This is a genomic window from Streptomyces sp. NPDC059524, from assembly GCF_042749255.1.
Lineage (GTDB): Bacteria > Actinomycetota > Actinomycetes > Streptomycetales > Streptomycetaceae > Streptomyces > Streptomyces xanthii.
This window is the reverse complement of record NZ_JBHYTK010000003.1, coordinates 97,057-117,360: the sequence shown is the minus strand read 5'-3', so window position 1 is coordinate 117,360 and position 20,304 is coordinate 97,057. Positions and strand designations below refer to the sequence as shown.

Below are 20,304 nucleotides of genomic sequence, written 5' to 3'. Positions count from 1 at the left end.
CGAGCCGGCCCGCCCGAATGAAGCGAACCGCGAACCGCGAACGATAAGGAGCACGTCGTGCCGACCCTCCCCTGGACCGTTCCGAACACGCCGCCCACGGGCACGGAGGCCACCGTCTTCGCCTCCCGCTTCGAGACCCGCACCCTGTGGGGCGCCCTGAAGTTCTTTCTCCGCACACCGAAGATCTGGCGCCAGGTGGGCAGCGCGCCCGGCGCGTACGGCGCCACCCTGAAGGCGAAGCCCCTCCAGCGCACCTTCTGGACGCTGTCCGTCTGGGAGTCCTCCCAGGCGCTCAAGGACTTCGCCTCCTCCGCACCGCACCGGCCGCTCGCCGACGGGCTCCGCGACCAGATGAAGGACTCCGAGTTCCTCACCTGGAAGGCGAGCACCGACGAACTCCCGCTCGCCTGGAAGGACGTCCTGCCCAGGTTCCGGTGACCCGCCCGGCCACCCCGGCCACCCCGGCCGACACGGCCCCGCCCACGCGGCGGGGCCGTTCTCGTACCCTTGGGCGTGTGCAGGAACTCCACGACGCCCCCCTCGCCCCCCTGACCACGTTCAGGCTCGGCGGGCCCGCCACCCGGCTGATCACCGCGACGACCGACGCCGAGGTGGTCGACGCCGTGCGCGAGGCCGACGCCGCGGGCACCCCGCTGCTGATCGTCGGCGGCGGAAGCAACCTCGTCATCGGCGACCAGGGCTTCGCGGGCACCGCCCTGCGCATCGCCACCCAGGGCTTCTCCCTGGACGGCACCCGCCTGGAGCTGGCCGCCGGAGAGGTGTGGACCGACGCCGTCGCCCGCACCGTCGAGGCCGGCCTCGCGGGCATCGAGTGCCTCGCCGGCATCCCCGGCTCTGCGGGCGCGACGCCGATCCAGAACGTGGGGGCGTACGGCCAGGAGGTCTCCTCCACGATCACCGAGGTCGTCGCCTACGACCGCGCCGCGGGCGAGACCGTCGTGATCCCGAACGCGGAGTGCGCCTTCTCGTACCGGCACAGCCGCTTCAAGGCCGAACCGGACCGCTACGTGGTCCTGCGCGTCCGCTTCGAGCTGGAGGACGCGGGCGGCCTGAGCGCGCCCATCAAGTACCCCGAGACCGCCCGCACGCTCGGCGTCGAGGCCGGCGACCGCGTCCCGGCCGCCACCGCCCGCGAGACCGTCCTGAAGCTGCGCGCCGGCAAGGGCATGGTGCTCGACCCGGAGGACCACGACACGTGGTCGGCCGGCTCGTTCTTCACCAACCCGATCCTCACCGAGCCCGAGTTCGCCGCGTTCCACGCGCGCGTGGCGGAGCGCCTCGGCCCGGACGCCAAGGCGCCCGCGTTCCCCGCAGGGGAGGGCCTGACCAAGACCTCGGCGGCCTGGCTGATCGACAAGGCGGGCTTCACCAAGGGCTACGGCACCGGCCCCGCCCGCATCTCCACCAAGCACACCCTCGCCCTCACCAACCGCGGGGAGGCCACCACCGAGGACCTCCTCACGCTCGCCCGCGAGGTCGTCGCCGGCGTCCACGAGGCGTTCGGCGTGACCCTGGTCAACGAGCCGGTGACGGTCGGCGTGCGGCTCTGACCTGCGACTGTCCCATTGACCGCAGGGACGGTCGCCCCCGATAGTGACGGCGTCGAGACGCTCGGCACGCACATCAGGGGTGGGGACCACAGATGCAGGAGAACAGCGGGCAGTCCGTGCTGCCCGCACACGAGCGCGCCGAGCTGCTGCTGCGCGCGGGGGAGCTGAGACAGGCGCGGGAGACCGCGCGGACGGGCCTCGACCAGGAGGGGCCGCACGCCGGCCTCTACCTCGTCCTGGGCCGCGCGCACGCCGCCGAGGACGAGGACGACCACGACGCGGAGGCCGAGCGGGCCTACCGCGCGGGGCTCGACGCCTTCCCGGACGACCTCGAGCTGCTCGCCGCGTACGCCGAGTTCGGCCTCGCCGGTGACGTCATGGACCAGCCCGGCCGCCGCGCCCGGGGGCAGCGGGCCGCCGACCGCCTGAGAGAACTCGCCCCGGATTCACCACAGGCCGGGCGACTGGCGGCGACAGCACAGAGCGGTGCGCCGCGCCCCGCCTCCCAGGCGCACGTCCAGCGCCACGACGTCAAGACCGCCCTGGACAGCGGTGTGGACCTCGCCGTCCTGGCCGCGCAGGCCCGGGAGGCCGCCGAGGCCTGGCCGCACGACCGGCGGCTCGCCGTACGCGCCGAGACGCTCACCGCGCTGGAGCGCCCCTACGGCCACCTCAGCCTCGTCCGCGCGACCCTGCGCGCGCCCTACCGCACCGCGCTGATCATCTGCTCCCTCGTGTCCGCCTGGATGCTGGCCCTGCCGCACCTGCACCTGCCCCTGACCGCGGGACTGTGGGCGCTGCTCGCGGTCCTCCCGGTACGGCTCGAGCAGTCGCTGCTGCGGGGCGCGCGCAGGCGGGCCGAGCGGCGCATGCCCGCCGACACCGGGCTGCCCGCGCCGGGCGCCCCGGACGTGCCCCCGCCCACGCGCCGCGAGCGGACGATGCTGGCGCTCACCTTCGTGGTGGCGGTGTGCGCGATCGCCGGCACGGCCACATGGCAGTACGCGCGGGCGACGGACTACCCGCACTACAGGGCGGCCGTCCCGCGCAGCTTCCAGGGGATGCCGTTGCGCCCGAACGCCCCGATGGCGGACGAGCTGGAGACGTACCTGGCCGGGACCACGCTCCCGCGCGGGGCGCAGTCGTTCTCGGGCGTCTACGGAGAGGGCGATCGCGACTCCGCCCGAGCCGTCGCCGTCGTGGGCGCGACCGGCGACCTCCACGCCGAGGACCCGGACGACCTGTTCGCGGGACTCGACGATCTCGGGTTCGCCGGGCTCACCTTGCAAGACAGCTGGAGCGCGTCCCCGGGCCCGCTCGGCGGCCGGCTCGAATGCTTCGTCCACGGGAACGGCACGGGCACGCTCTCGATGTGCGCCTGGGCCGACAAGGGCAGCGTCGGCGTCGTCCTGGTCCCGGGCGAGGCCCAGGGCCGGGACTCCCTGGCCCGCACCGCCCGCGCGCTCCGACAGGCCGTCCTGCGCCCGCGGGACTCCGAGGCCACCTAGTACGCCACGCCCAAGCCCTGCTTCACGGTCGCCGCGTCGTCGACGGCCGACAGCATCGCGTGGGCCACGTCCGCCCGGCCCAGGAAGCGCCCCGAGCGCGGGAAGCCGCCTACGACCGTGCGGTAGACGCCGGTCACCGGCTTGTCCTGGAGGCGGGGCGGGCGCACCGAGGTCCAGTCGGTGGCGCTGGCGGCCAGCTCAGCCTCCATGGCGGCCAGATCGACGTAGATGTCCTTGAGGACGCTGCTGACGATCTTCATGGCGATCCGGTCCGAGAGCGGCGAGTCCGCGGGCTGCGGGCCGACCGGGCCCGCGCTCACGACCACCAGGCGCCGCGTGCCCTCGGCCTCCATCGCCTCCAGCACCGCGCGCGTGAGCCGGGCCGCGACCCCCGCGTCCGCCCGCTTGCGGGCGCCGAGCCCGGAGAGCACCGCGTCGCGCCCGGCCACCGCGGGGCGCAGCGCCTGCGGGTCGCCCAGGTCCGCGCGGAAGACCTCCAGGCGGTCACCGGTCACGGTGAACCGCGCGGGGTCCCGCACCACCGCCGTGACCTCGTGCCCGGCGGCCAGTGCCTGCCGGACGATCTCCTGTCCGACGCCGCCCGTCGCGCCGAAAACCGTGAGCTTCATGGGATGCCTCCAGTGCGCGTCACGTGCAAGATCAGAACGTGCGGGTGGGTGAGTGTTCACTCACCCCCGTACCCACTAGAGTGGGTGAGCACTCACTCACCCGTCAAGCCTGGTTGGAATCCGCATGGACCAGAAGCCGGCCCGCGTCCGCATCGTCGACGCCGCTCACGACCTCATGCTGAGCATCGGCCTCGCCCGCACCACCACGAAGGCGATCGCCCAGGCCGCGGGCTGCTCCGAAGCCGCGCTCTACAAGTACTTCGCCAACAAGGAGGAGCTCTTCGTCACGGTGCTCCACGAGCGCCTCCCGAAGCTCGGCTCCCTCCTGAGCCGGCTCACCGAGGGCGTCGCGAACCCCGACCGCACGGTCGAGGAGAACCTCACCGACATCGCGCGCGAGGCGGCCCTCTTCTACGAGGAGACCTTCCCGATGGCCGCGTCCCTGTATGCCGAGCCGCAGCTCAAGCGCCGCCACGAAGACATCCTGCGCGGCCTCGGCTCGGGCCCGCACAAGCCGATCCAGGGCCTCGACGCCTACCTGCGCGCCGAACAGGCCGCCGGCCGCGTCGCCCCAGGCGCCGACACCTACGCGGCCGCCTCGCTCCTCCTGGGCGCCTGCGCCCAGCGAGCCTTCGCGTACGACATGTCGCCCGACCGCAAGCCGCCGCAGTCCCTGGACGCCTTCGCCACGGGCCTGGCCCGCACCCTGCTCGGCGGGATCGCGCCCTGAAGACCTGAAGCCCTGAAGCCCTTGAAGAGCCCTTGAAGAGCTGCCCTGAAGGCCTCAACCCGCGCGGACCGGCCCTCAGGCCGTCAGCCAGGCGTCGATGCCGCCCAGGAGCCGCTGCCTGACATCCTCCGGCGCCGCCGAGCCCCGCACCGACTGCCGCGCCAGCTCGGCCAGTTCCGCGTCCGAGAAGTCGTGGTGGCGCCGCGCGATCTCGTACTGGGCGGCCAGACGCGAACCGAACAGCAGCGGGTCGTCCGCGCCCAGCGCCATCGGCACCCCGGCCTCGAAGAGCGGCCGCAGCGGCACGTCCTCGGGCTTCTCGTAGACGCCGAGCGCCACATTGGACGCGGGGCACACCTCACAGGTCACCCCGCGGTCGGCGAGCCGCTTGAGCAGACGCGGGTCCTCGGCCGCCCGCACCCCGTGCCCGATCCGGGTGGCGTCCAGGTCGTCCAGGCAGTCCCGCACCGACGACGGGCCGGTCAGCTCGCCCCCGTGCGGCGCGGACAGCAGCCCGCCCTCGCGCGCGATGTGGAAGGCCCGGTCGAAGTCCCGCGCCATGCCGCGCCGTTCGTCGTTGGAGAGCCCGAAACCGACGATGCCCCGGTCCGCGTACCGCACCGCCAGCCGGGCCAGCGTGCGGGCGTCCAGGGGGTGCTTCATCCGGTTCGCCGCGACCAGCACGCGCATCCCGAGCCCGGTGTCCCGCGAGGCCCGGTCGACCGCGTCCAGGATGACCTCGAGCGCCGGGATGAGCCCGCCCAGGCGCGGCGCGTACGACGTCGGGTCGACCTGGATCTCCAGCCAGCCCGAGCCGTCCGCCAGGTCCTCCTCGGCGGCCTCGCGCACCAGACGCTGGATGTCCTCGGGCTCCCGCAGACAGGAACGCGCCGCGTCGTAGAGCCGCTGGAAACGGAACCAGCCGCGCTCGTCGGTCGCCCGCAGCTTCGGCGGCTCCGCGCCGGTCAGCGCGTCGGGCAGCCGCACGCCGTACTTGTCGGCCAGCTCCAGCAGGGTCGTGGGCCGCATCGACCCGGTGAAGTGCAGGTGCAGATGGGCCTTCGGCAACTGACGTACATCACGTGCTACACGCTCCATCCAGTGATCCTGCCGCACACACCGGTCGTACCGGTAGCGCCTTTCCCCGTTCGGGGCCGACAGCGAACAAACAACCGGACGCACAAGAAAGCGGGCCGCCCCCCGAAGGGGACGGCCCGCCCAGGCGGAAGCACGGACTAGTCGCGCGCCTCGGCCAGCAGCTTCTGGACGCGCGAGACGCCCTCGACGAGGTCCTCGTCGCCCAGCGCGTACGACAGACGCAGGTAACCCGGCGTGCCGAAGGCCTCGCCCGGAACCACCGCGACCTCGGCCTCCTCCAGGATGAGCGCCGCCAGCTCGACCGAGGTCTGCGGACGCTTGCCGCGGATCTCCTTGCCGAGCAGGCCCTTCACCGACGGGTACGCGTAGAACGCGCCCTCCGGCTCGGGGCAGACGAAGCCGTCGATCTCGTTGAGCATCCGCACGATCGTCTTGCGGCGCCGGTCGAAGGCCTCACGCATCTTCTCGACGGCGGTCAGGTCGCCGGAGACGGCGGCGATGGCGGCGGCCTGCGCCACGTTCGACACGTTGGAGGTGGCGTGCGACTGCAGGTTCGTCGCGGCCTTCACCACGTCCTTCGGGCCGATGATCCACCCCACGCGCCAGCCGGTCATCGCGTACGTCTTGGCCACGCCGTTCACCACGATGCACTTGTCGCGCAGCTCGGGCAGGAGCGCGGGCAGCGACGTGAACTCCGCGTCGCCGTAGACCAGGTGCTCGTAGATCTCGTCCGTCATGACCCACAGGCCGTGCTCGAGCGCCCAGCGGCCGATGGCCTCGGCGTCCTCACGGCTGTAGACCGCGCCCGTCGGGTTCGACGGCGACACGAAGAGGACGACCTTGGTCTTCTCCGTGCGCGCGGCCTCGAGCTGCTCCACCGAGACGCGGTAGCCGGTCGTCTCGTCGGCGACGACCTCGACCGGGACACCGCCGGCGAGACGGATCGACTCCGGGTACGTCGTCCAGTACGGGGCCGGGACGATGACCTCGTCCCCCGGGTCGAGGATCGCGGCGAAGGCCTCGTAGATGGCCTGCTTGCCGCCGTTGGTGACCAGGATCTCGGCGGCCTCGGGCTCGTAGCCGGAGTCGCGCAGCGTCTTCGCGGCGATCGCGGCCTTGAGCTCGGGCAGGCCGCCGGCCGGCGTGTAGCGGTGGTACTTCGGGTTCTTGCAGGCCTCGACGGCCGCTTCGACGATGTAGTCCGGGGTGGGGAAGTCGGGCTCACCCGCGCCGAAGCCGATGACCGGACGCCCGGCGGCCTTGAGGGCCTTGGCCTTGGCGTCGACAGCGAGGGTCGCGGACTCGGAGATCGCGCCGATCCGGGCGGAGACCCGGCGCTCGGTGGGCGAGGACGAAGGAGTAGCAGCAGCGCTCATGAACCCATCGTTCCAGACCGGAAAGCCGCCCGGCACACGGGTTTCACGGACCGGACGATCACCTGACGATCAGGTGTAGATCCACTTCTGGTCCGTATCCGTTCGACGGAGGCCCTCGGAACACGTACACTCACTGCTCGTTGGCCTTCACCGGCCGCGCTTTCCGAGCACACACCGTGCAATCGGGAGGATGCGGTACGTTGGGGGAAGCAAAGGGTCGTAGCTCAATTGGTAGAGCACTGGTCTCCAAAACCAGCGGTTGGGGGTTCAAGTCCCTCCGGCCCTGCTACACACTCCATCGCCAGGATGTGTGCGCATGTACGTACTGCAATGCACCGCCGTGCGGCTCAACCGGGCGCGGCACGGCCACGACCCGGAATCAGGTGAGGACGAGTGACGGACGCCGTGGGCTCCATCGACATGCCTGATGCCCAGGACGAGGCGCCGGAGTCCAAGAAGAAGGCCCGCAAGGGCGGCAAGCGCGGCAAGAAGGGCCCCTTCGGCCGCCTCGCACTCTTCTACCGCCAGATCGTCGCGGAACTCCGCAAGGTCGTCTGGCCGACGCGTAGTCAGCTCTCGACGTACACCACCGTGGTGATCGTGTTCGTCGTCATCATGATCGGTCTGGTCACCGTGATTGACTATGGGTTCAGCCATCTCATCAAGTACATCTTCGGCTGAGCCGAAAGCGGAGGGCGCCGTGTCCGGCGCCCCTTTCGCGCGTTCCACCCCTATGTATCCAGGAAGAAGCAGCCACCGTGTCTGACCCGAACCTGAACGACGCCATCGAGTCGGCGGAGTCCGTGGAGGACCAGCTCGACATCGTCGAGGCGGCGGACTCCGAGGACCCGGACCAGGCCGAAGCTGCCGACATCGCCGCCGGCGAGCCCGCCGAAGAGGCCGCCCTCGAGGTCGTCGAGGAAGCCGACGAGGCCGAGGCCGCCGAGGACGAGACCGTCGACGCCGAGGCCGACGAGGACGCCGCCGTCGAGGACGAGGAGTCCGAGGAGGAGCAGGCGCCGGTCGACCCGATCGCCGCCCTCCGTGACGAGCTGCGCGGTCTCCCGGGCGAGTGGTACGTGATCCACACCTACGCGGGCTACGAGAAGCGCGTGAAGGCGAACCTGGAGCAGCGTGCCGTCTCGCTGAACGTCGAGGACTTCATCTACCAGGCCGAGGTCCCCGAGGAAGAGATCGTCCAGATCAAGAACGGCGAGCGCAAGAACGTCCGGCAGAACAAGCTGCCCGGCTACGTGCTCGTCCGCATGGACCTGACGAACGAGTCCTGGGGCGTCGTCCGCAACACCCCCGGCGTCACCGGCTTCGTGGGCAACGCCTACGACCCGTACCCGCTGACCCTGGACGAGATCGTCAAGATGCTCGCCCCGGAGGCCGAGGAGAAGGCCGCCCGCGAGGCCGCCGAGGCCGAGGGCAAGCCGGCTCCGGCCCGCAAGGTCACCGTCGAGGTCCTGGACTTCGAGGTGGGCGACTCGGTCACCGTCACCGACGGCCCGTTCGCCACACTGCAGGCCACGATCAACGAGATCAACGCCGACTCGAAGAAGGTCAAGGGCCTCGTCGAGATCTTCGGCCGCGAGACCCCGGTCGAGCTCAGCTTCGACCAGATCCAGAAGAACTAGTCGCTACTAGAACCTTCTGGGCACACCGCTTCCGAACAGGTCAGACGGGCTCTCAAAAGCCGGTCTGACCTGCTCGGTTTTTAGCCACGCAGGGATACCCGTTATCTTTGTGCGGTATGCCTCCATCCGGATGATCAGGACGATCATCGAACACGGGTGGCGGCTGAACACTCTCACTAAGACCCGGAGAGAGAGCACATGCCTCCCAAGAAGAAGAAGGTCACGGGGCTCATCAAGCTCCAGATCCAGGCCGGCGCCGCCAACCCGGCTCCGCCGGTCGGCCCCGCGCTGGGCCAGCACGGCGTGAACATCATGGAGTTCTGCAAGGCCTACAACGCCGCGACCGAGTCGCAGCGCGGTTGGGTCATCCCGGTGGAGATCACGGTCTACGAAGACCGTTCCTTCACCTTCATCACCAAGACCCCGCCGGCCGCGAAGATGATCCTCAAGGCCGCTGGTGTCGAGAAGGGCTCCGGCGAGCCGCACAAGACCAAGGTCGCCAAGATCACCGAGGCGCAGGTCCGCGAGATCGCCACCACGAAGATGCCCGACCTCAACGCCAATGACCTGGACGCCGCGTCCAAGATCATCGCCGGCACCGCCCGTTCCATGGGCATCACGGTCGAGGGCTGACCTCACCCCCGTAAGCAGTAGAACACCGTGGTAGGGCCTGCTCGGCCCACACCACGACTCCTCAGACACACAGGAGCAGTAGTGAGCAAGCGCAGCAAGACTCTCCGCGCTGCGGACGCCAAGATCGACCGGGACAAGCTCTACGCCCCGCTCGAGGCCGTCCGTCTCGCCAAGGAGACCTCCGCGACGAAGTTCGACGGCACCGTCGAGGTCGCCTTCCGCCTGGGCGTTGACCCGCGCAAGGCCGACCAGATGGTCCGTGGCACCGTGAACCTCCCGCACGGCACCGGCAAGACCGCCCGGGTCCTGGTCTTCGCGACCGGTGACCGTGCTGCGGCCGCGGAGGCCGCCGGCGCCGACATCGTCGGCTCCGACGAGCTCATCGACGAGATCTCCAAGGGCCAGCGCCTGAACGAGTTCGACGCCGTCGTCGCCACGCCGGACCTCATGGGCAAGGTCGGCCGCCTCGGCCGCGTGCTCGGTCCCCGTGGCCTCATGCCGAACCCGAAGACCGGCACCGTGACCCCGGACGTGGCCAAGGCCGTGAACGAGATCAAGGGCGGCAAGATCGAGTTCCGCGTCGACAAGCACTCGAACCTGCACTTCATCATCGGCAAGGCGTCCTTCGACGACACCAAGCTGGTGGAGAACTACGGCGCGGCCCTGGAGGAGATCCTCCGTCTGAAGCCGTCCGCCGCCAAGGGTCGCTACATCAAGAAGGCCGCCATCACCACCACGATGGGCCCCGGCATTCCGGTCGACCCGAACCGCACCCGCAACCTCCTCACCGAGGAGGACCCGGCCGCGGTCTGAGCCTCTCCGGAGACTCGCTGAAGTCGGCGACGGGCCCCGCACCTTCCGAGGTGCGGGGCCCGTTCCTCTTTTCCGGCCCGCCCCTGGCGGAGGCTGCGCTAGCGTCGGCCCCGATGAGACACGTACGGGGGACGGTCGCGCTGGCCGCCGTGGGCGTCCTGCTCGCGGGCTGCGGCGCCGGGCACGAGGGACACGACGGACGGGACCGTCAGGGCGTGCCCCAGGCCCTGCGGGCGGCCCGCGCGGAGGTCACGGCGGCGGGCTCGGCCCGGATCGAGGCCACGACGGACACCGGCGACCGGCTGCGCACCCGGAGCAGCGGCGCCCTGCGCTGGTCCGGCGGCGTCGAGGGCACCCTCACGGTCCGTGTCACCGGCGGCGAACTGGCCGCCTCCACGCGCGCGTTGGGCGGAGACCCGTCCCAGACGCGCTTCCTGCCGGACGCGTACTACACCCGTATGAGTGAGCGCTTCGCCGGGCTCCAGGACGGCCGCCACTGGATCCGGCACACCTACGACGAGCGGAGCGACCTGGGCCCGGCCGACTGCCTGAAGACGCTCGCCGCGGCCGGGGACACCCACCGGGTGGGCCGGGAGACCGTGCGCGGCGTGCGCACCACCCACTACCGGGGCACCGCGGGGAAGCAGCGCGTCGACGTGTGGATCGACGCCCGGGACCTGCTGGTACGGCGCACCCAGCGGGCCGGCGACTTCCGCAGCACCGTCCACTACCGGGACTACGGGGCCCGCGCGCGGGCCGAGCGGCCGCCCGGGCGCGACACCGTGGACCTGGCGGACGTGCGCGCCGAGGGCTGACCGGGCGCGGGAGCGCCGGGCTGGATATTCACGGGGCGCTGTCCGAGGCGTCGGATATCGTGCGGCACATACACGGGTTCGGTTCAGACACGTGTTCAAAGGGGTGGGATTGAGATGACTGTTGCCGTACGACGCGCGCTCGGCGCCGCCACTGTCACCGCGCTGCTCTGCGCCGGGGCCGTGGCCTGCGACGAGGGTTCCGAGAAGAGCGGTTCGGCCTCGGACGCGGGCACCAGGTCGCAGTCCCAGGTGACGCAGGCCCTGACGGCCGCGTTCAAGAAGACCGAGGCCGCGAAGTCGGCCAAGGTCGAGATGACGATGAAGACTCCGACCGGCCTCGACGGCGGCGGCACCATGAAGATGTCCGGCACGATGGGCTGGGACCCGACCGTCATGGATATGACGATGACGGGCTCCGCGCTCACCGCCGGCGATCCGGACGCCCCGGAGAAAATGCGCATGGTGTGGCAGGACGACGTGATGTACATGGACATGGGCGCCGAGGCGACCAAGGACATGGACATGATGGACGGCAAGCGCTGGATGAAGATGGACCTCGGCGCCATGGCCGAGAAGTCCGGCGACGAGCAGCTGATGCGCCAGATGACCGGCAGCCTGGACAGCATGAACCAGGACCCGGCGCAGCAGATCGCCGTCCTGCTCTCGTCGCCGAACCTGAAGCACCTGGGCGCGGCCACCGTCGACGGCGTGAAGACGCAGCACTACAAGGGCAAGCTCACCGTCGACGAGATGATGGAGAAGAACGACTCGCTGAAGGCCCTCAGCAGGTCCGAGCGCGACGAGCTCCTGAAGAACGTCAAGAAGTCCGGCATCAAGGGCTACGACACCGAGCTGTGGGTCAACGAGGACGACCTTCCGGTCCGGATCGACGTCACCATGAAGACGCCGCAGGGCGCGGTCGAGATCAACGAGTCCTTCTCGGACTACGGATCGGCCGTGAAGGTCGAGGTGCCGCCCGCGGACCAGACCTTCGACCTCATGGAGATGCTGAAGAAGATCGGTGAGGCGGCCGGTGACCCCGGGTCCGCGACCGGTGCCGACGGCGACGTCTGAGCGGATTTGCTCGGGACGCTCCCCTTCACGTAATCTTCCACAGAAGCCAAAGACCGCTGGTCGTTGCTGCGCACTCGCAAGAGGGCGCGGTGGCCGAAGGATCCGCTGAAACTGCGGACGACCCGCGCAGGTGACTGTGGAAGTGCTCCCGGATTCCGCTTCAGGATTCTGGTCGAGCTCACGCCCCGTGCGCCTGCGCCGGGGCGTTTCGTTTTCCCAGCCTCCTTGCGAGCGGTCCTCATCACCCGGAAGGAGGCCGACGCTCTATGCCGACGCCCGACAAGGCTGCCGCGGTAGCCGAGCTCACGGACAAGTTCCGCAGCTCGAACGCCGCCGTGCTGACCGAGTACCGGGGTCTCACCGTGGCCCAGCTCAAGCAGCTGCGCCGTTCGCTCGGTGAGAACTCCGAGTACGCCGTGGTGAAGAACACGCTGACCAAGATCGCGGCCAACCAGGCCGGGATCGACACGCTGGACGACCTCTTCAATGGTCCGACGGCGGTCGCCTTCGTCACCGGTGACCCGGTGGAGTCGGCGAAGGGTCTTCGTGACTTCGCCAAGGAGAACCCGAACCTCGTCATCAAGGGCGGTGTCCTTGACGGCAAGGCGCTCTCCGCCGACGAGATCAAGAAGCTTGCGGACCTCGAGTCCCGCGAGGTTCTGCTCAGCAAGCTGGCCGGTGCCTTCAAGGGCAAGCAGTCCCAGGCTGCTCAGCTCTTCCAGGCGCTGCCCTCGAAGTTCGTCCGCACCGCGGAGGCGCTTCGTGTCAAGCAGGCCGAGCAGGGCGGTGCCGAGTAATTCGGCTCGCACTCTGATCGCTGCCTGAGGCAGTGGTCGAAGCGGGCCGACCGTACGCCCGCCTACATGGACAACCGGCACCAGCCGATTTAGTGGAAGGATCGCCCATCATGGCGAAGCTCAGCCAGGAAGACCTGCTCGCCCAGTTCGAGGAGATGACCCTCATCGAGCTCTCCGAGTTCGTGAAGGCCTTCGAGGAGAAGTTCGACGTCACCGCCGCCGCGGCCGTCGCCGTTGCCGCCGGTCCGGCCCAGGGTGGCGGCGACGCCGCTGCCGCCGAGGAGCAGGACGAGTTCGACGTCATCCTCACGGGTGCCGGCGACAAGAAGATCCAGGTCATCAAGGTCGTGCGCGAGCTCACCTCCCTGGGCCTCAAGGAGGCCAAGGACCTCGTCGACGGCACCCCGAAGCCGGTCCTCGAGAAGGTCGCGAAGGACGCCGCGGACAAGGCCAAGGAGGCCCTCGAGGGCGCCGGCGCCTCCGTCGAGGTCAAGTAAGACCTCTTCGAGTCTGCTGACTCTTCCTCGGTGAAACTGCACCCTTCAGGGGTGTAACACCGACGTACCGAAAGGCGATCACCCAAGTGGGTGGTCGCCTTTCGGCGTTGTCCGGCACTCGGGTCGAGGGTCCCTTGCACTGCTGGTCACGCGGAGTATGGTGATCTTCGTCGTGCCTGGAACCACCCCGGTTCGGGCGAGCGGGGGCCTTGACGAACCGCACGCAGCGCGCAATTCTCAGGACGCGTCGTCACAAGGATCCGTATCCGAGGCATGGATCGGCGACGAAGAGGGCAGTAAGGATGTGCGCTCGCTGAGCGCACAGGGCATGCCGCGAACGGTGAACGGTTGAGAACAACGAGGGTCTCAAAAAACCCGGACTGGACATCAGTGGGCCTTCTGGCTACACTGTCCCTTTGCGCTGCCTGTTAGCTGCTCCCTGCCCGTCACCAGGGGCATGCCCTCGCTTGAGCACAGTGGACCGAATCAACCCTGACCTGGGCGTTCTGTCTCTCTGTCTGGCTTGGGACCGGTACGCGCGTAGTGAGTCCGAGCCCTCGGAAGGACCCCCTCTTGGCCGCCTCGCGCAACGCCTCGACCGCGAATACGAACAATGGCGCAAGCACCGCCCCGCTGCGCATCTCCTTTGCAAAGATCAAGGAGCCCCTCGAGGTTCCGAACCTGCTCGCGCTGCAGACCGAGAGCTTTGACTGGCTGCTCGGCAACACCGCCTGGCAGAGTCGGGTCGAGGCGGCTCTGGAGTCCGGTCAGGACGTCCCCACCAAGTCCGGCCTCGAGGAGATCTTCGAGGAGATCTCCCCGATCGAGGACTTCTCCGGGTCGATGTCCCTGACGTTCCGCGACCACCGCTTCGAGCCTCCGAAGAACTCGATCGACGAGTGCAAGGAGCGCGACTTCACGTACGCCGCCCCGCTCTTCGTCACCGCCGAGTTCACGAACAACGAGACGGGCGAGATCAAGTCCCAGACCGTCTTCATGGGCGACTTCCCGCTCATGACGGACAAGGGCACCTTCGTCATCAACGGCACCGAGCGTGTCGTCGTCTCGCAGCTCGTCCGCTCGCCCGGTGTCTACTTCGACTCCTCCATCGACAAGACGTCCGACAAGGACATCTTCTCGGCCAAGGTCATCCCCTCGCGTGGTGCCTGGCTGGAGATGGAGATCGACAAGCGCGACATGGTCGGTGTGCGCATCGACCGCAAGCGCAAGCAGTCCGTCACCGTCCTGCTCAAGGCTCTCGGTTGGACGACCGAGCAGATCCTCGAGGAGTTCGGCCAGTACGAGTCCATGCGCGCCACCCTGGAGAAGGACCACACCCAGGGCCAGGACGACGCGCTGCTCGACATCTACCGCAAGCTGCGTCCGGGCGAGCCGCCGACCCGTGAGGCCGCGCAGACGCTGCTCGAGAACCTCTACTTCAACCCGAAGCGCTACGACCTCGCGAAGGTCGGCCGCTACAAGGTGAACAAGAAGCTCGGCGCGGACGAGCCGCTGGACGCCGGCGTCCTCACCACCGACGACATCATCGCCACCATCAAGTACCTGGTGAAGCTGCACGCCGGTGAGACCGAGACGGTCTCCGAGTCGGGCCGCGAGATCATCGTCGAGACCGACGACATCGACCACTTCGGCAACCGCCGTATCCGTAACGTCGGTGAGCTGATCCAGAACCAGGTCCGTACGGGTCTCGCCCGTATGGAGCGCGTCGTGCGCGAGCGCATGACGACCCAGGACGTCGAGGCGATCACGCCGCAGACCCTGATCAACATCCGCCCCGTGGTGGCGTCGATCAAGGAGTTCTTCGGCACCTCCCAGCTGTCCCAGTTCATGGACCAGAACAACCCGCTGTCGGGGCTGACGCACAAGCGTCGTCTGAACGCCCTCGGCCCGGGTGGTCTGTCCCGTGAGCGGGCCGGCTTCGAGGTCCGAGACGTGCACCCGTCGCACTACGGCCGCATGTGCCCGATCGAGACGCCCGAAGGCCCGAACATCGGTCTGATCGGCTCGCTCGCCTCGTACGGCCGGATCAACCCGTTCGGCTTCATCGAGACGCCGTACCGCAAGGTCGTCGACGGTGTCGTCACCGACGACGTCGACTACCTGACGGCCGACGAGGAAGACCGCTTCGTCATCGCGCAGGCCAACGCGCCGCTCAACGACGAGCTCCGCTTCGTCGAGAACCGCGTGCTGGTCCGCCGTCGTGGCGGCGAGGTCGACTACGTGCCCGGCACGGACGTCGACTACATGGACGTCTCCCCGCGCCAGATGGTGTCGGTCGCGACCGCCATGATCCCCTTCCTCGAGCACGACGACGCCAACCGTGCCCTCATGGGCGCGAACATGATGCGTCAGGCGGTGCCGCTGATTAAGTCGGAGGCCCCGCTCGTCGGCACCGGCATGGAGTACCGCTGCGCCACCGACGCCGGTGACGTGCTCAAGGCCGAGAAGGACGGTGTGGTCCAGGAGGTCTCCGCGGACTACATCACCATCACCAACGACGACGGCACGTACACCACGTACCGCCTGCACAAGTTCTCGCGCTCCAACCAGGGCACCTCTGTGAACCAGAAGGTCGTCGTGGACGAGGGTCAGCGGATCATCGCCGGCCAGGTGCTGGCCGACGGTCCCGCGACCGAAGAGGGCGAGATGGCCCTCGGCAAGAACCTGCTCGTCGCGTTCATGCCCTGGGAAGGTCACAACTACGAGGACGCGATCATCCTGTCGCAGCGCCTCGTGCAGGACGACGTCCTCTCCTCGATCCACATCGAGGAGCACGAGGTCGACGCCCGTGACACCAAGCTGGGCCCCGAGGAGATCACCCGGGACATCCCGAACGTCTCGGAGGAGGTCCTCGCCGACCTCGACGAGCGCGGCATCATCCGTATCGGTGCCGAGGTCGTCGCCGGCGACATCCTCGTCGGCAAGGTCACGCCCAAGGGTGAGACCGAGCTGACCCCCGAGGAGCGCCTGCTCCGCGCGATCTTCGGTGAGAAGGCGCGCGAGGTGCGCGACACCTCGCTGAAGGTGCCGCACGGTGAGATCGGCAAGGTCATCGGTGTCCGCGTCTTCGACCGCGAAGAGGGCGACGAGCTGCCGCCGGGCGTGAACCAGCTGGTTCGTGTCTACGTCGCGCAGAAGCGCAAGATCACCGATGGTGACAAGCTCGCCGGCCGTCACGGCAACAAGGGCGTCATCTCGAAGATCAACCCGATCGAGGACATGCCGTTCCTGGAGGACGGCACCCCGGTCGACATCATCCTCAACCCGCTGGGTGTCCCGTCCCGAATGAACCCGGGACAGGTCCTGGAGATCCACCTCGGCTGGCTCGCCAGCCAGGGCTGGGACGTCTCCGGTCTCGGTGACGAGTGGGCCAAGCGCCTCCAGGCGATCGGCGCCGACAAGGTCGAGCCGCGTACCAACGTCGCGACCCCGGTCTTCGACGGTGCCCGCGAGGACGAGCTGGCCGGTCTGCTCGAGCACACCATCCCGAACCGGGACGGCGACCGCATGGTTCTGCCCACCGGTAAGGCGCGGCTGTTCGACGGCCGTTCCGGTGAGCCGTTCCCGGACCCGATCTCGGTCGGGTACATGTACATCCTCAAGCTCCACCACCTGGTCGACGACAAGCTGCACGCCCGGTCGACCGGTCCGTACTCGATGATCACCCAGCAGCCGCTGGGTGGTAAGGCCCAGTTCGGTGGCCAGCGCTTCGGTGAGATGGAGGTGTGGGCGCTGGAGGCGTACGGCGCCGCTTACGCCCTCCAGGAGCTGCTGACCATCAAGTCCGACGACGTCACCGGCCGCGTGAAGGTCTACGAGGCCATCGTCAAGGGCGAGAACATCCCTGAGCCCGGCATTCCCGAGTCCTTCAAGGTGCTCATCAAGGAAATGCAGTCCCTGTGCCTCAACGTGGAGGTGCTGTCCTCGGACGGCATGTCCATCGAGATGCGCGACACCGACGAGGACGTCTTCCGCGCAGCGGAGGAGCTCGGCATCGACCTGTCGCGGCGCGAGCCGAGCAGCGTCGAAGAGGTCTGACGGGAGTCCGGTAGGGGCCTCGCCGTCAGGTGAGGCCCCCGCCGACCCCTCGACCCCCGTTTCAGACCACAGACTTACAACCCTGAGAGGGATTGACGCATAGTGCTCGACGTCAACTTCTTCGACGAGCTCCGGATCGGCCTGGCCACCGCTGACGACATCCGTCAGTGGAGCCACGGCGAGGTCAAGAAGCCCGAGACGATCAACTACCGCACCCTCAAGCCGGAAAAGGACGGGCTCTTCTGCGAGAAGATCTTCGGTCCCACCCGGGACTGGGAGTGCTACTGCGGCAAGTACAAGCGCGTCCGCTTCAAGGGCATCATCTGCGAGCGCTGTGGCGTCGAGGTCACGCGCGCCAAGGTGCGCCGTGAGCGGATGGGTCACATCGAGCTCGCCGCCCCCGTCACGCACATCTGGTACTTCAAGGGTGTCCCGAGCCGGCTGGGCTACCTGCTCGACCTGGCTCCCAAGGACCTCGAGAAGGTCATCTACTTCGCGGCGTACATGATCACGTACGTCGACGAGGAGCGCCGTACCCGCGACCTGCCCTCCCTCGAGGCGCACGTCCAGGTCGAGCGTCAGCAGATCGAGAACCGCCGCGACTCCGACCTGGAGAACCGCGCCAAGAAGCTCGAGACCGACCTGGCCGAGCTCGAGGCCGAGGGTGCCAAGGCCGACGTGCGCCGCAAGGTGCGCGAGGGTGCCGAGCGCGAGATGAAGCAGCTGCGCGACCGAGCGCAGCGCGAGATCGACCGTCTCGACGAGGTGTGGAACCGGTTCAAGAACCTCAAGGTCCAGGACCTCGAGGGCGACGAGCTGCTCTACCGCGAGCTCCGTGACCGCTTCGGCACGTACTTCGACGGTTCGATGGGTGCCGCGGCGCTGCAGAAGCGCCTGGAGACCTTCGACCTCGAGGAGGAGGCCGAGCGCCTCCGCGAGATCATCCGTACCGGCAAGGGCCAGAAGAAGACCCGTGCGCTCAAGCGCCTCAAGGTCGTCTCCGCGTTCCTGCAGACCGCGAACAGCCCCAAGGGCATGGTTCTGGACTGCGTCCCGGTCATCCCGCCGGACCTGCGTCCGATGGTGCAGCTGGACGGTGGCCGCTTCGCGACCTCCGACCTGAACGACCTGTACCGCCGTGTCATCAACCGCAACAACCGCCTGAAGCGTCTTCTCGACCTCGGTGCCCCCGAGATCATCGTGAACAACGAGAAGCGCATGCTCCAGGAGGCCGTGGACGCCCTCTTCGACAACGGTCGTCGTGGTCGCCCGGTCACCGGTCCCGGTAACCGCCCGCTGAAGTCCCTGAGCGACATGCTCAAGGGCAAGCAGGGTCGTTTCCGTCAGAACCTTCTCGGTAAGCGTGTGGACTACTCCGCGCGTTCCGTGATCGTCGTCGGCCCGCAGCTGAAGCTGCACCAGTGTGGTCTGCCCAAGGCCATGGCGCTGGAGCTCTTCAAGCCGTTCGTGATGAAGCGCCTCGTGGACCTGAACCACGCGCAGAACATCAAGAGCGCCAAGCGCATGGTCGAGCGCGGCCGCACGGTCGTGTACGACGTCCTGGAAGAGGTCATCGCCGAGCACCCGGTTCTGCTGAACCGTGCGCCCACGCTGCACCGCCTCGGCATCCAGGCCTTCGAGCCGCAGCTGGTCGAGGGCAAGGCCATCCAGATCCACCCGCTCGTCTGCACCGCGTTCAACGCGGACTTCGACGGTGACCAGATGGCCGTCCACCTGCCGCTCTCCGCGGAGGCGCAGGCCGAGGCCCGCATCCTGATGCTGTCCTCGAACAACATCCTCAAGCCCGCCGACGGCCGTCCGGTGACGATGCCGACGCAGGACATGGTCCTGGGTCTGTTCTTCCTCACCACCGACGGTGAGCTCCGTGACACCAAGGGCGAGGGCCGCGCGTTCGGTTCCGTCGCCGAGGCGATCATGGCGTTCGACGCCGGCGAGCTGGCGCTGCAGTCGCCGGTCGACATCCGCTTCCCGGTCGGCACCATGCCGCCGCGTGGCTGGACGCCGCCGGCCGCCGAGGAGGGCGAGCCCGAGTACCAGCCGGGCGACAGCTTCCGGCTGCGCACGACCCTGGGCCGCGCGCTCTTCAACGAGCTGCTGCCCGAGGACTACCCGTTCGTCGACTACTCGGTGGGCAAGAAGCAGCTCTCCGAGATCGTCAACGACCTGGCCGAGCGCTACCCCAAGGTCATCGTGGCGGCGACGCTCGACAACCTGAAGGCGGCCGGCTTCTTCTGGGCGACCCGTTCCGGTGTCACCGTGGCCATCTCCGACGTCGTCGTTCCCGAGGCGAAGAAGGAGATCGTCGCGGGTTACGAGGCGCAGGACGAGAAGGTCCAGAAGCAGTACGAGCGCGGTCTCATCACGAAGGAAGAGCGCACTCAGGAGCTCATCGCGATCTGGACCAAGGCGACCAACGAGGTTGCCGAGGCGATGAACGCGAACTTCCCGAAGACCAACCCCATCTTCATGATGGTTGACTCGGGTGCCCGAGGAAACATGATGCAGATGCGTCAGATCGCCGGTATGCGTGGTCTGGTGTCGAACGCCAAGAACGAGACGATCCCGCGTCCCATCAAGGCGTCGTTCCGCGAGGGTCTGTCCGTGCTGGAGTACTTCATCTCCACCCACGGTGCCCGTAAGGGTCTCGCCGACACCGCTCTGCGTACCGCCGACTCGGGTTACCTCACCCGTCGTCTGGTCGACGTTTCCCAGGACGTCATCATCCGCGAGGAGGACTGCGGCACCGACCGCGGTCTGCGTCTGCGGATCGCCGAGAAGGGCGCCGACGGCGTCCTGCGCAAGGCGGACGACGTCGAGACCAGCGTGTACGCCCGCATGCTGGCCGAGGACATCGTCGTGGACGGCAAGGTCATCGCGCCGGCCAACGTCGACCTCGGTGACGTGCTCATCGACCAGCTGGTCGCGCACGGCGTCGAGGAGGTCAAGACCCGCTCGGTCCTGACCTGTGAGTCGGCCGTCGGTACCTGTGCCTTCTGCTACGGCCGCTCCCTGGCCACCGGCAAGACGGTCGACATCGGTGAGT

Annotated in this window: 17 protein-coding genes and 1 tRNA gene; 15 read left to right on the top strand and 3 right to left on the bottom strand. The window is 68.6% G+C overall.

Translation table 11 applies throughout. The features are described 5' to 3' along the window. Positions 1 to 57 precede the first annotated feature (57 nt). The 3 genes from ACFW9D_RS01450 (at position 58) to ACFW9D_RS01440 (ending at position 3,079) form a co-directional block, all read left to right on the top strand. The gene (locus ACFW9D_RS01450) at positions 58 to 438 is read left to right on the top strand and encodes a DUF3291 domain-containing protein (protein ID WP_384616637.1); all 381 of its coding nucleotides are present in this window, start codon (positions 58 to 60) and stop codon (positions 436 to 438) included. A 77-nt stretch (positions 439 to 515) separates the two neighbouring features. Then, complete coding sequence (locus tag ACFW9D_RS01445; RefSeq protein WP_188337402.1) at positions 516 to 1,571, top strand: UDP-N-acetylmuramate dehydrogenase; 1,056 nt, start codon at positions 516 to 518, stop codon at positions 1,569 to 1,571. Positions 1,572 to 1,663: 92 nt separating this feature from the next. Then, on the top strand, positions 1,664 to 3,079 hold the full coding sequence (locus ACFW9D_RS01440; protein WP_384616634.1) for a tetratricopeptide repeat protein: 1,416 nt from the start codon (positions 1,664 to 1,666) through the stop codon (positions 3,077 to 3,079). Here the strand turns inward: ACFW9D_RS01440 and ACFW9D_RS01435 are convergent. Then, the gene (locus ACFW9D_RS01435) at positions 3,076 to 3,708 is read right to left on the bottom strand and encodes an NAD(P)-dependent oxidoreductase (protein WP_384616633.1); all 633 of its coding nucleotides are present in this window, start codon (positions 3,706 to 3,708) and stop codon (positions 3,076 to 3,078) included. The two genes, ACFW9D_RS01440 and ACFW9D_RS01435, sit on opposite strands and share 4 nt — an antisense overlap. A gap of 124 nt (positions 3,709 to 3,832) precedes the next feature. On the opposite strand from ACFW9D_RS01435, the gene ACFW9D_RS01430 reads away from it, so the two are divergent. After that, positions 3,833 to 4,438 carry a TetR/AcrR family transcriptional regulator gene (locus ACFW9D_RS01430; protein ID WP_384616631.1) on the top strand — a complete coding sequence of 202 codons (606 nt, stop codon included), beginning with the start codon at positions 3,833 to 3,835 and terminating at the stop codon, positions 4,436 to 4,438. A gap of 75 nt (positions 4,439 to 4,513) precedes the next feature. Here ACFW9D_RS01430 and ACFW9D_RS01425 read toward each other — a convergent pair whose 3' ends face one another. Further along, positions 4,514 to 5,536: an adenosine deaminase gene (locus ACFW9D_RS01425; RefSeq protein ID WP_188337398.1), complete on the bottom strand. Its 1,023-nt coding sequence runs from the start codon at positions 5,534 to 5,536 to the stop codon at positions 4,514 to 4,516. Between the two features lie 137 nt (positions 5,537 to 5,673). After that, positions 5,674 to 6,912 (bottom strand): pyridoxal phosphate-dependent aminotransferase, encoded by a 1,239-nt coding sequence (locus tag ACFW9D_RS01420; protein ID WP_188337397.1) that lies wholly within the window; start codon positions 6,910 to 6,912, stop codon positions 5,674 to 5,676. Positions 6,913 to 7,125: 213 nt separating this feature from the next. Between ACFW9D_RS01420 and ACFW9D_RS01415 the strand changes: the two genes are divergently transcribed. The 11 genes from ACFW9D_RS01415 to ACFW9D_RS01365 form a co-directional block, all read left to right on the top strand. Continuing rightward, a tRNA-Trp gene (locus tag ACFW9D_RS01415) sits at positions 7,126 to 7,198 on the top strand. Positions 7,199 to 7,305: 107 nt separating this feature from the next. Next, a complete protein-coding gene (secE, locus tag ACFW9D_RS01410) occupies positions 7,306 to 7,593 on the top strand; it encodes a preprotein translocase subunit SecE (RefSeq protein WP_188337396.1) in 288 nt (95 codons plus the stop codon). 77 nt (positions 7,594 to 7,670) lie between these two features. Next, a complete protein-coding gene (gene nusG / locus ACFW9D_RS01405; protein ID WP_188337395.1) occupies positions 7,671 to 8,552 on the top strand; it encodes a transcription termination/antitermination protein NusG in 882 nt (293 codons plus the stop codon). A gap of 198 nt (positions 8,553 to 8,750) precedes the next feature. Further along, positions 8,751 to 9,185, top strand: coding sequence for a 50S ribosomal protein L11 (gene rplK, locus ACFW9D_RS01400; protein ID WP_016645192.1), 435 nt, complete (start codon positions 8,751 to 8,753; stop codon positions 9,183 to 9,185). Between the two features lie 81 nt (positions 9,186 to 9,266). Beyond that, complete coding sequence (rplA, locus tag ACFW9D_RS01395; protein WP_188337394.1) at positions 9,267 to 9,998, top strand: 50S ribosomal protein L1; 732 nt, start codon at positions 9,267 to 9,269, stop codon at positions 9,996 to 9,998. 113 nt (positions 9,999 to 10,111) lie between these two features. Beyond that, the gene (locus ACFW9D_RS01390) at positions 10,112 to 10,813 is read left to right on the top strand and encodes a hypothetical protein (protein WP_384616629.1); all 702 of its coding nucleotides are present in this window, start codon (positions 10,112 to 10,114) and stop codon (positions 10,811 to 10,813) included. A 114-nt stretch (positions 10,814 to 10,927) separates the two neighbouring features. Next, positions 10,928 to 11,887, top strand: coding sequence for a hypothetical protein (locus ACFW9D_RS01385; protein WP_384616628.1), 960 nt, complete (start codon positions 10,928 to 10,930; stop codon positions 11,885 to 11,887). A 266-nt stretch (positions 11,888 to 12,153) separates the two neighbouring features. After that, positions 12,154 to 12,684 (top strand): 50S ribosomal protein L10, encoded by a 531-nt coding sequence (rplJ, locus tag ACFW9D_RS01380; protein WP_188337391.1) that lies wholly within the window; start codon positions 12,154 to 12,156, stop codon positions 12,682 to 12,684. Between the two features lie 110 nt (positions 12,685 to 12,794). Beyond that, complete coding sequence (rplL, locus tag ACFW9D_RS01375; protein ID WP_188337390.1) at positions 12,795 to 13,181, top strand: 50S ribosomal protein L7/L12; 387 nt, start codon at positions 12,795 to 12,797, stop codon at positions 13,179 to 13,181. 573 nt (positions 13,182 to 13,754) lie between these two features. Beyond that, positions 13,755 to 17,240 carry a DNA-directed RNA polymerase subunit beta gene (gene rpoB, locus ACFW9D_RS01370; RefSeq protein WP_188337389.1) on the top strand — a complete coding sequence of 1,162 codons (3,486 nt, stop codon included), beginning with the start codon at positions 13,755 to 13,757 and terminating at the stop codon, positions 17,238 to 17,240. A gap of 102 nt (positions 17,241 to 17,342) precedes the next feature. Further along, on the top strand, positions 17,343 to 20,304 hold a 2,962-nt coding region (locus ACFW9D_RS01365), incomplete at its 3' end, for a DNA-directed RNA polymerase subunit beta' (protein WP_384616625.1).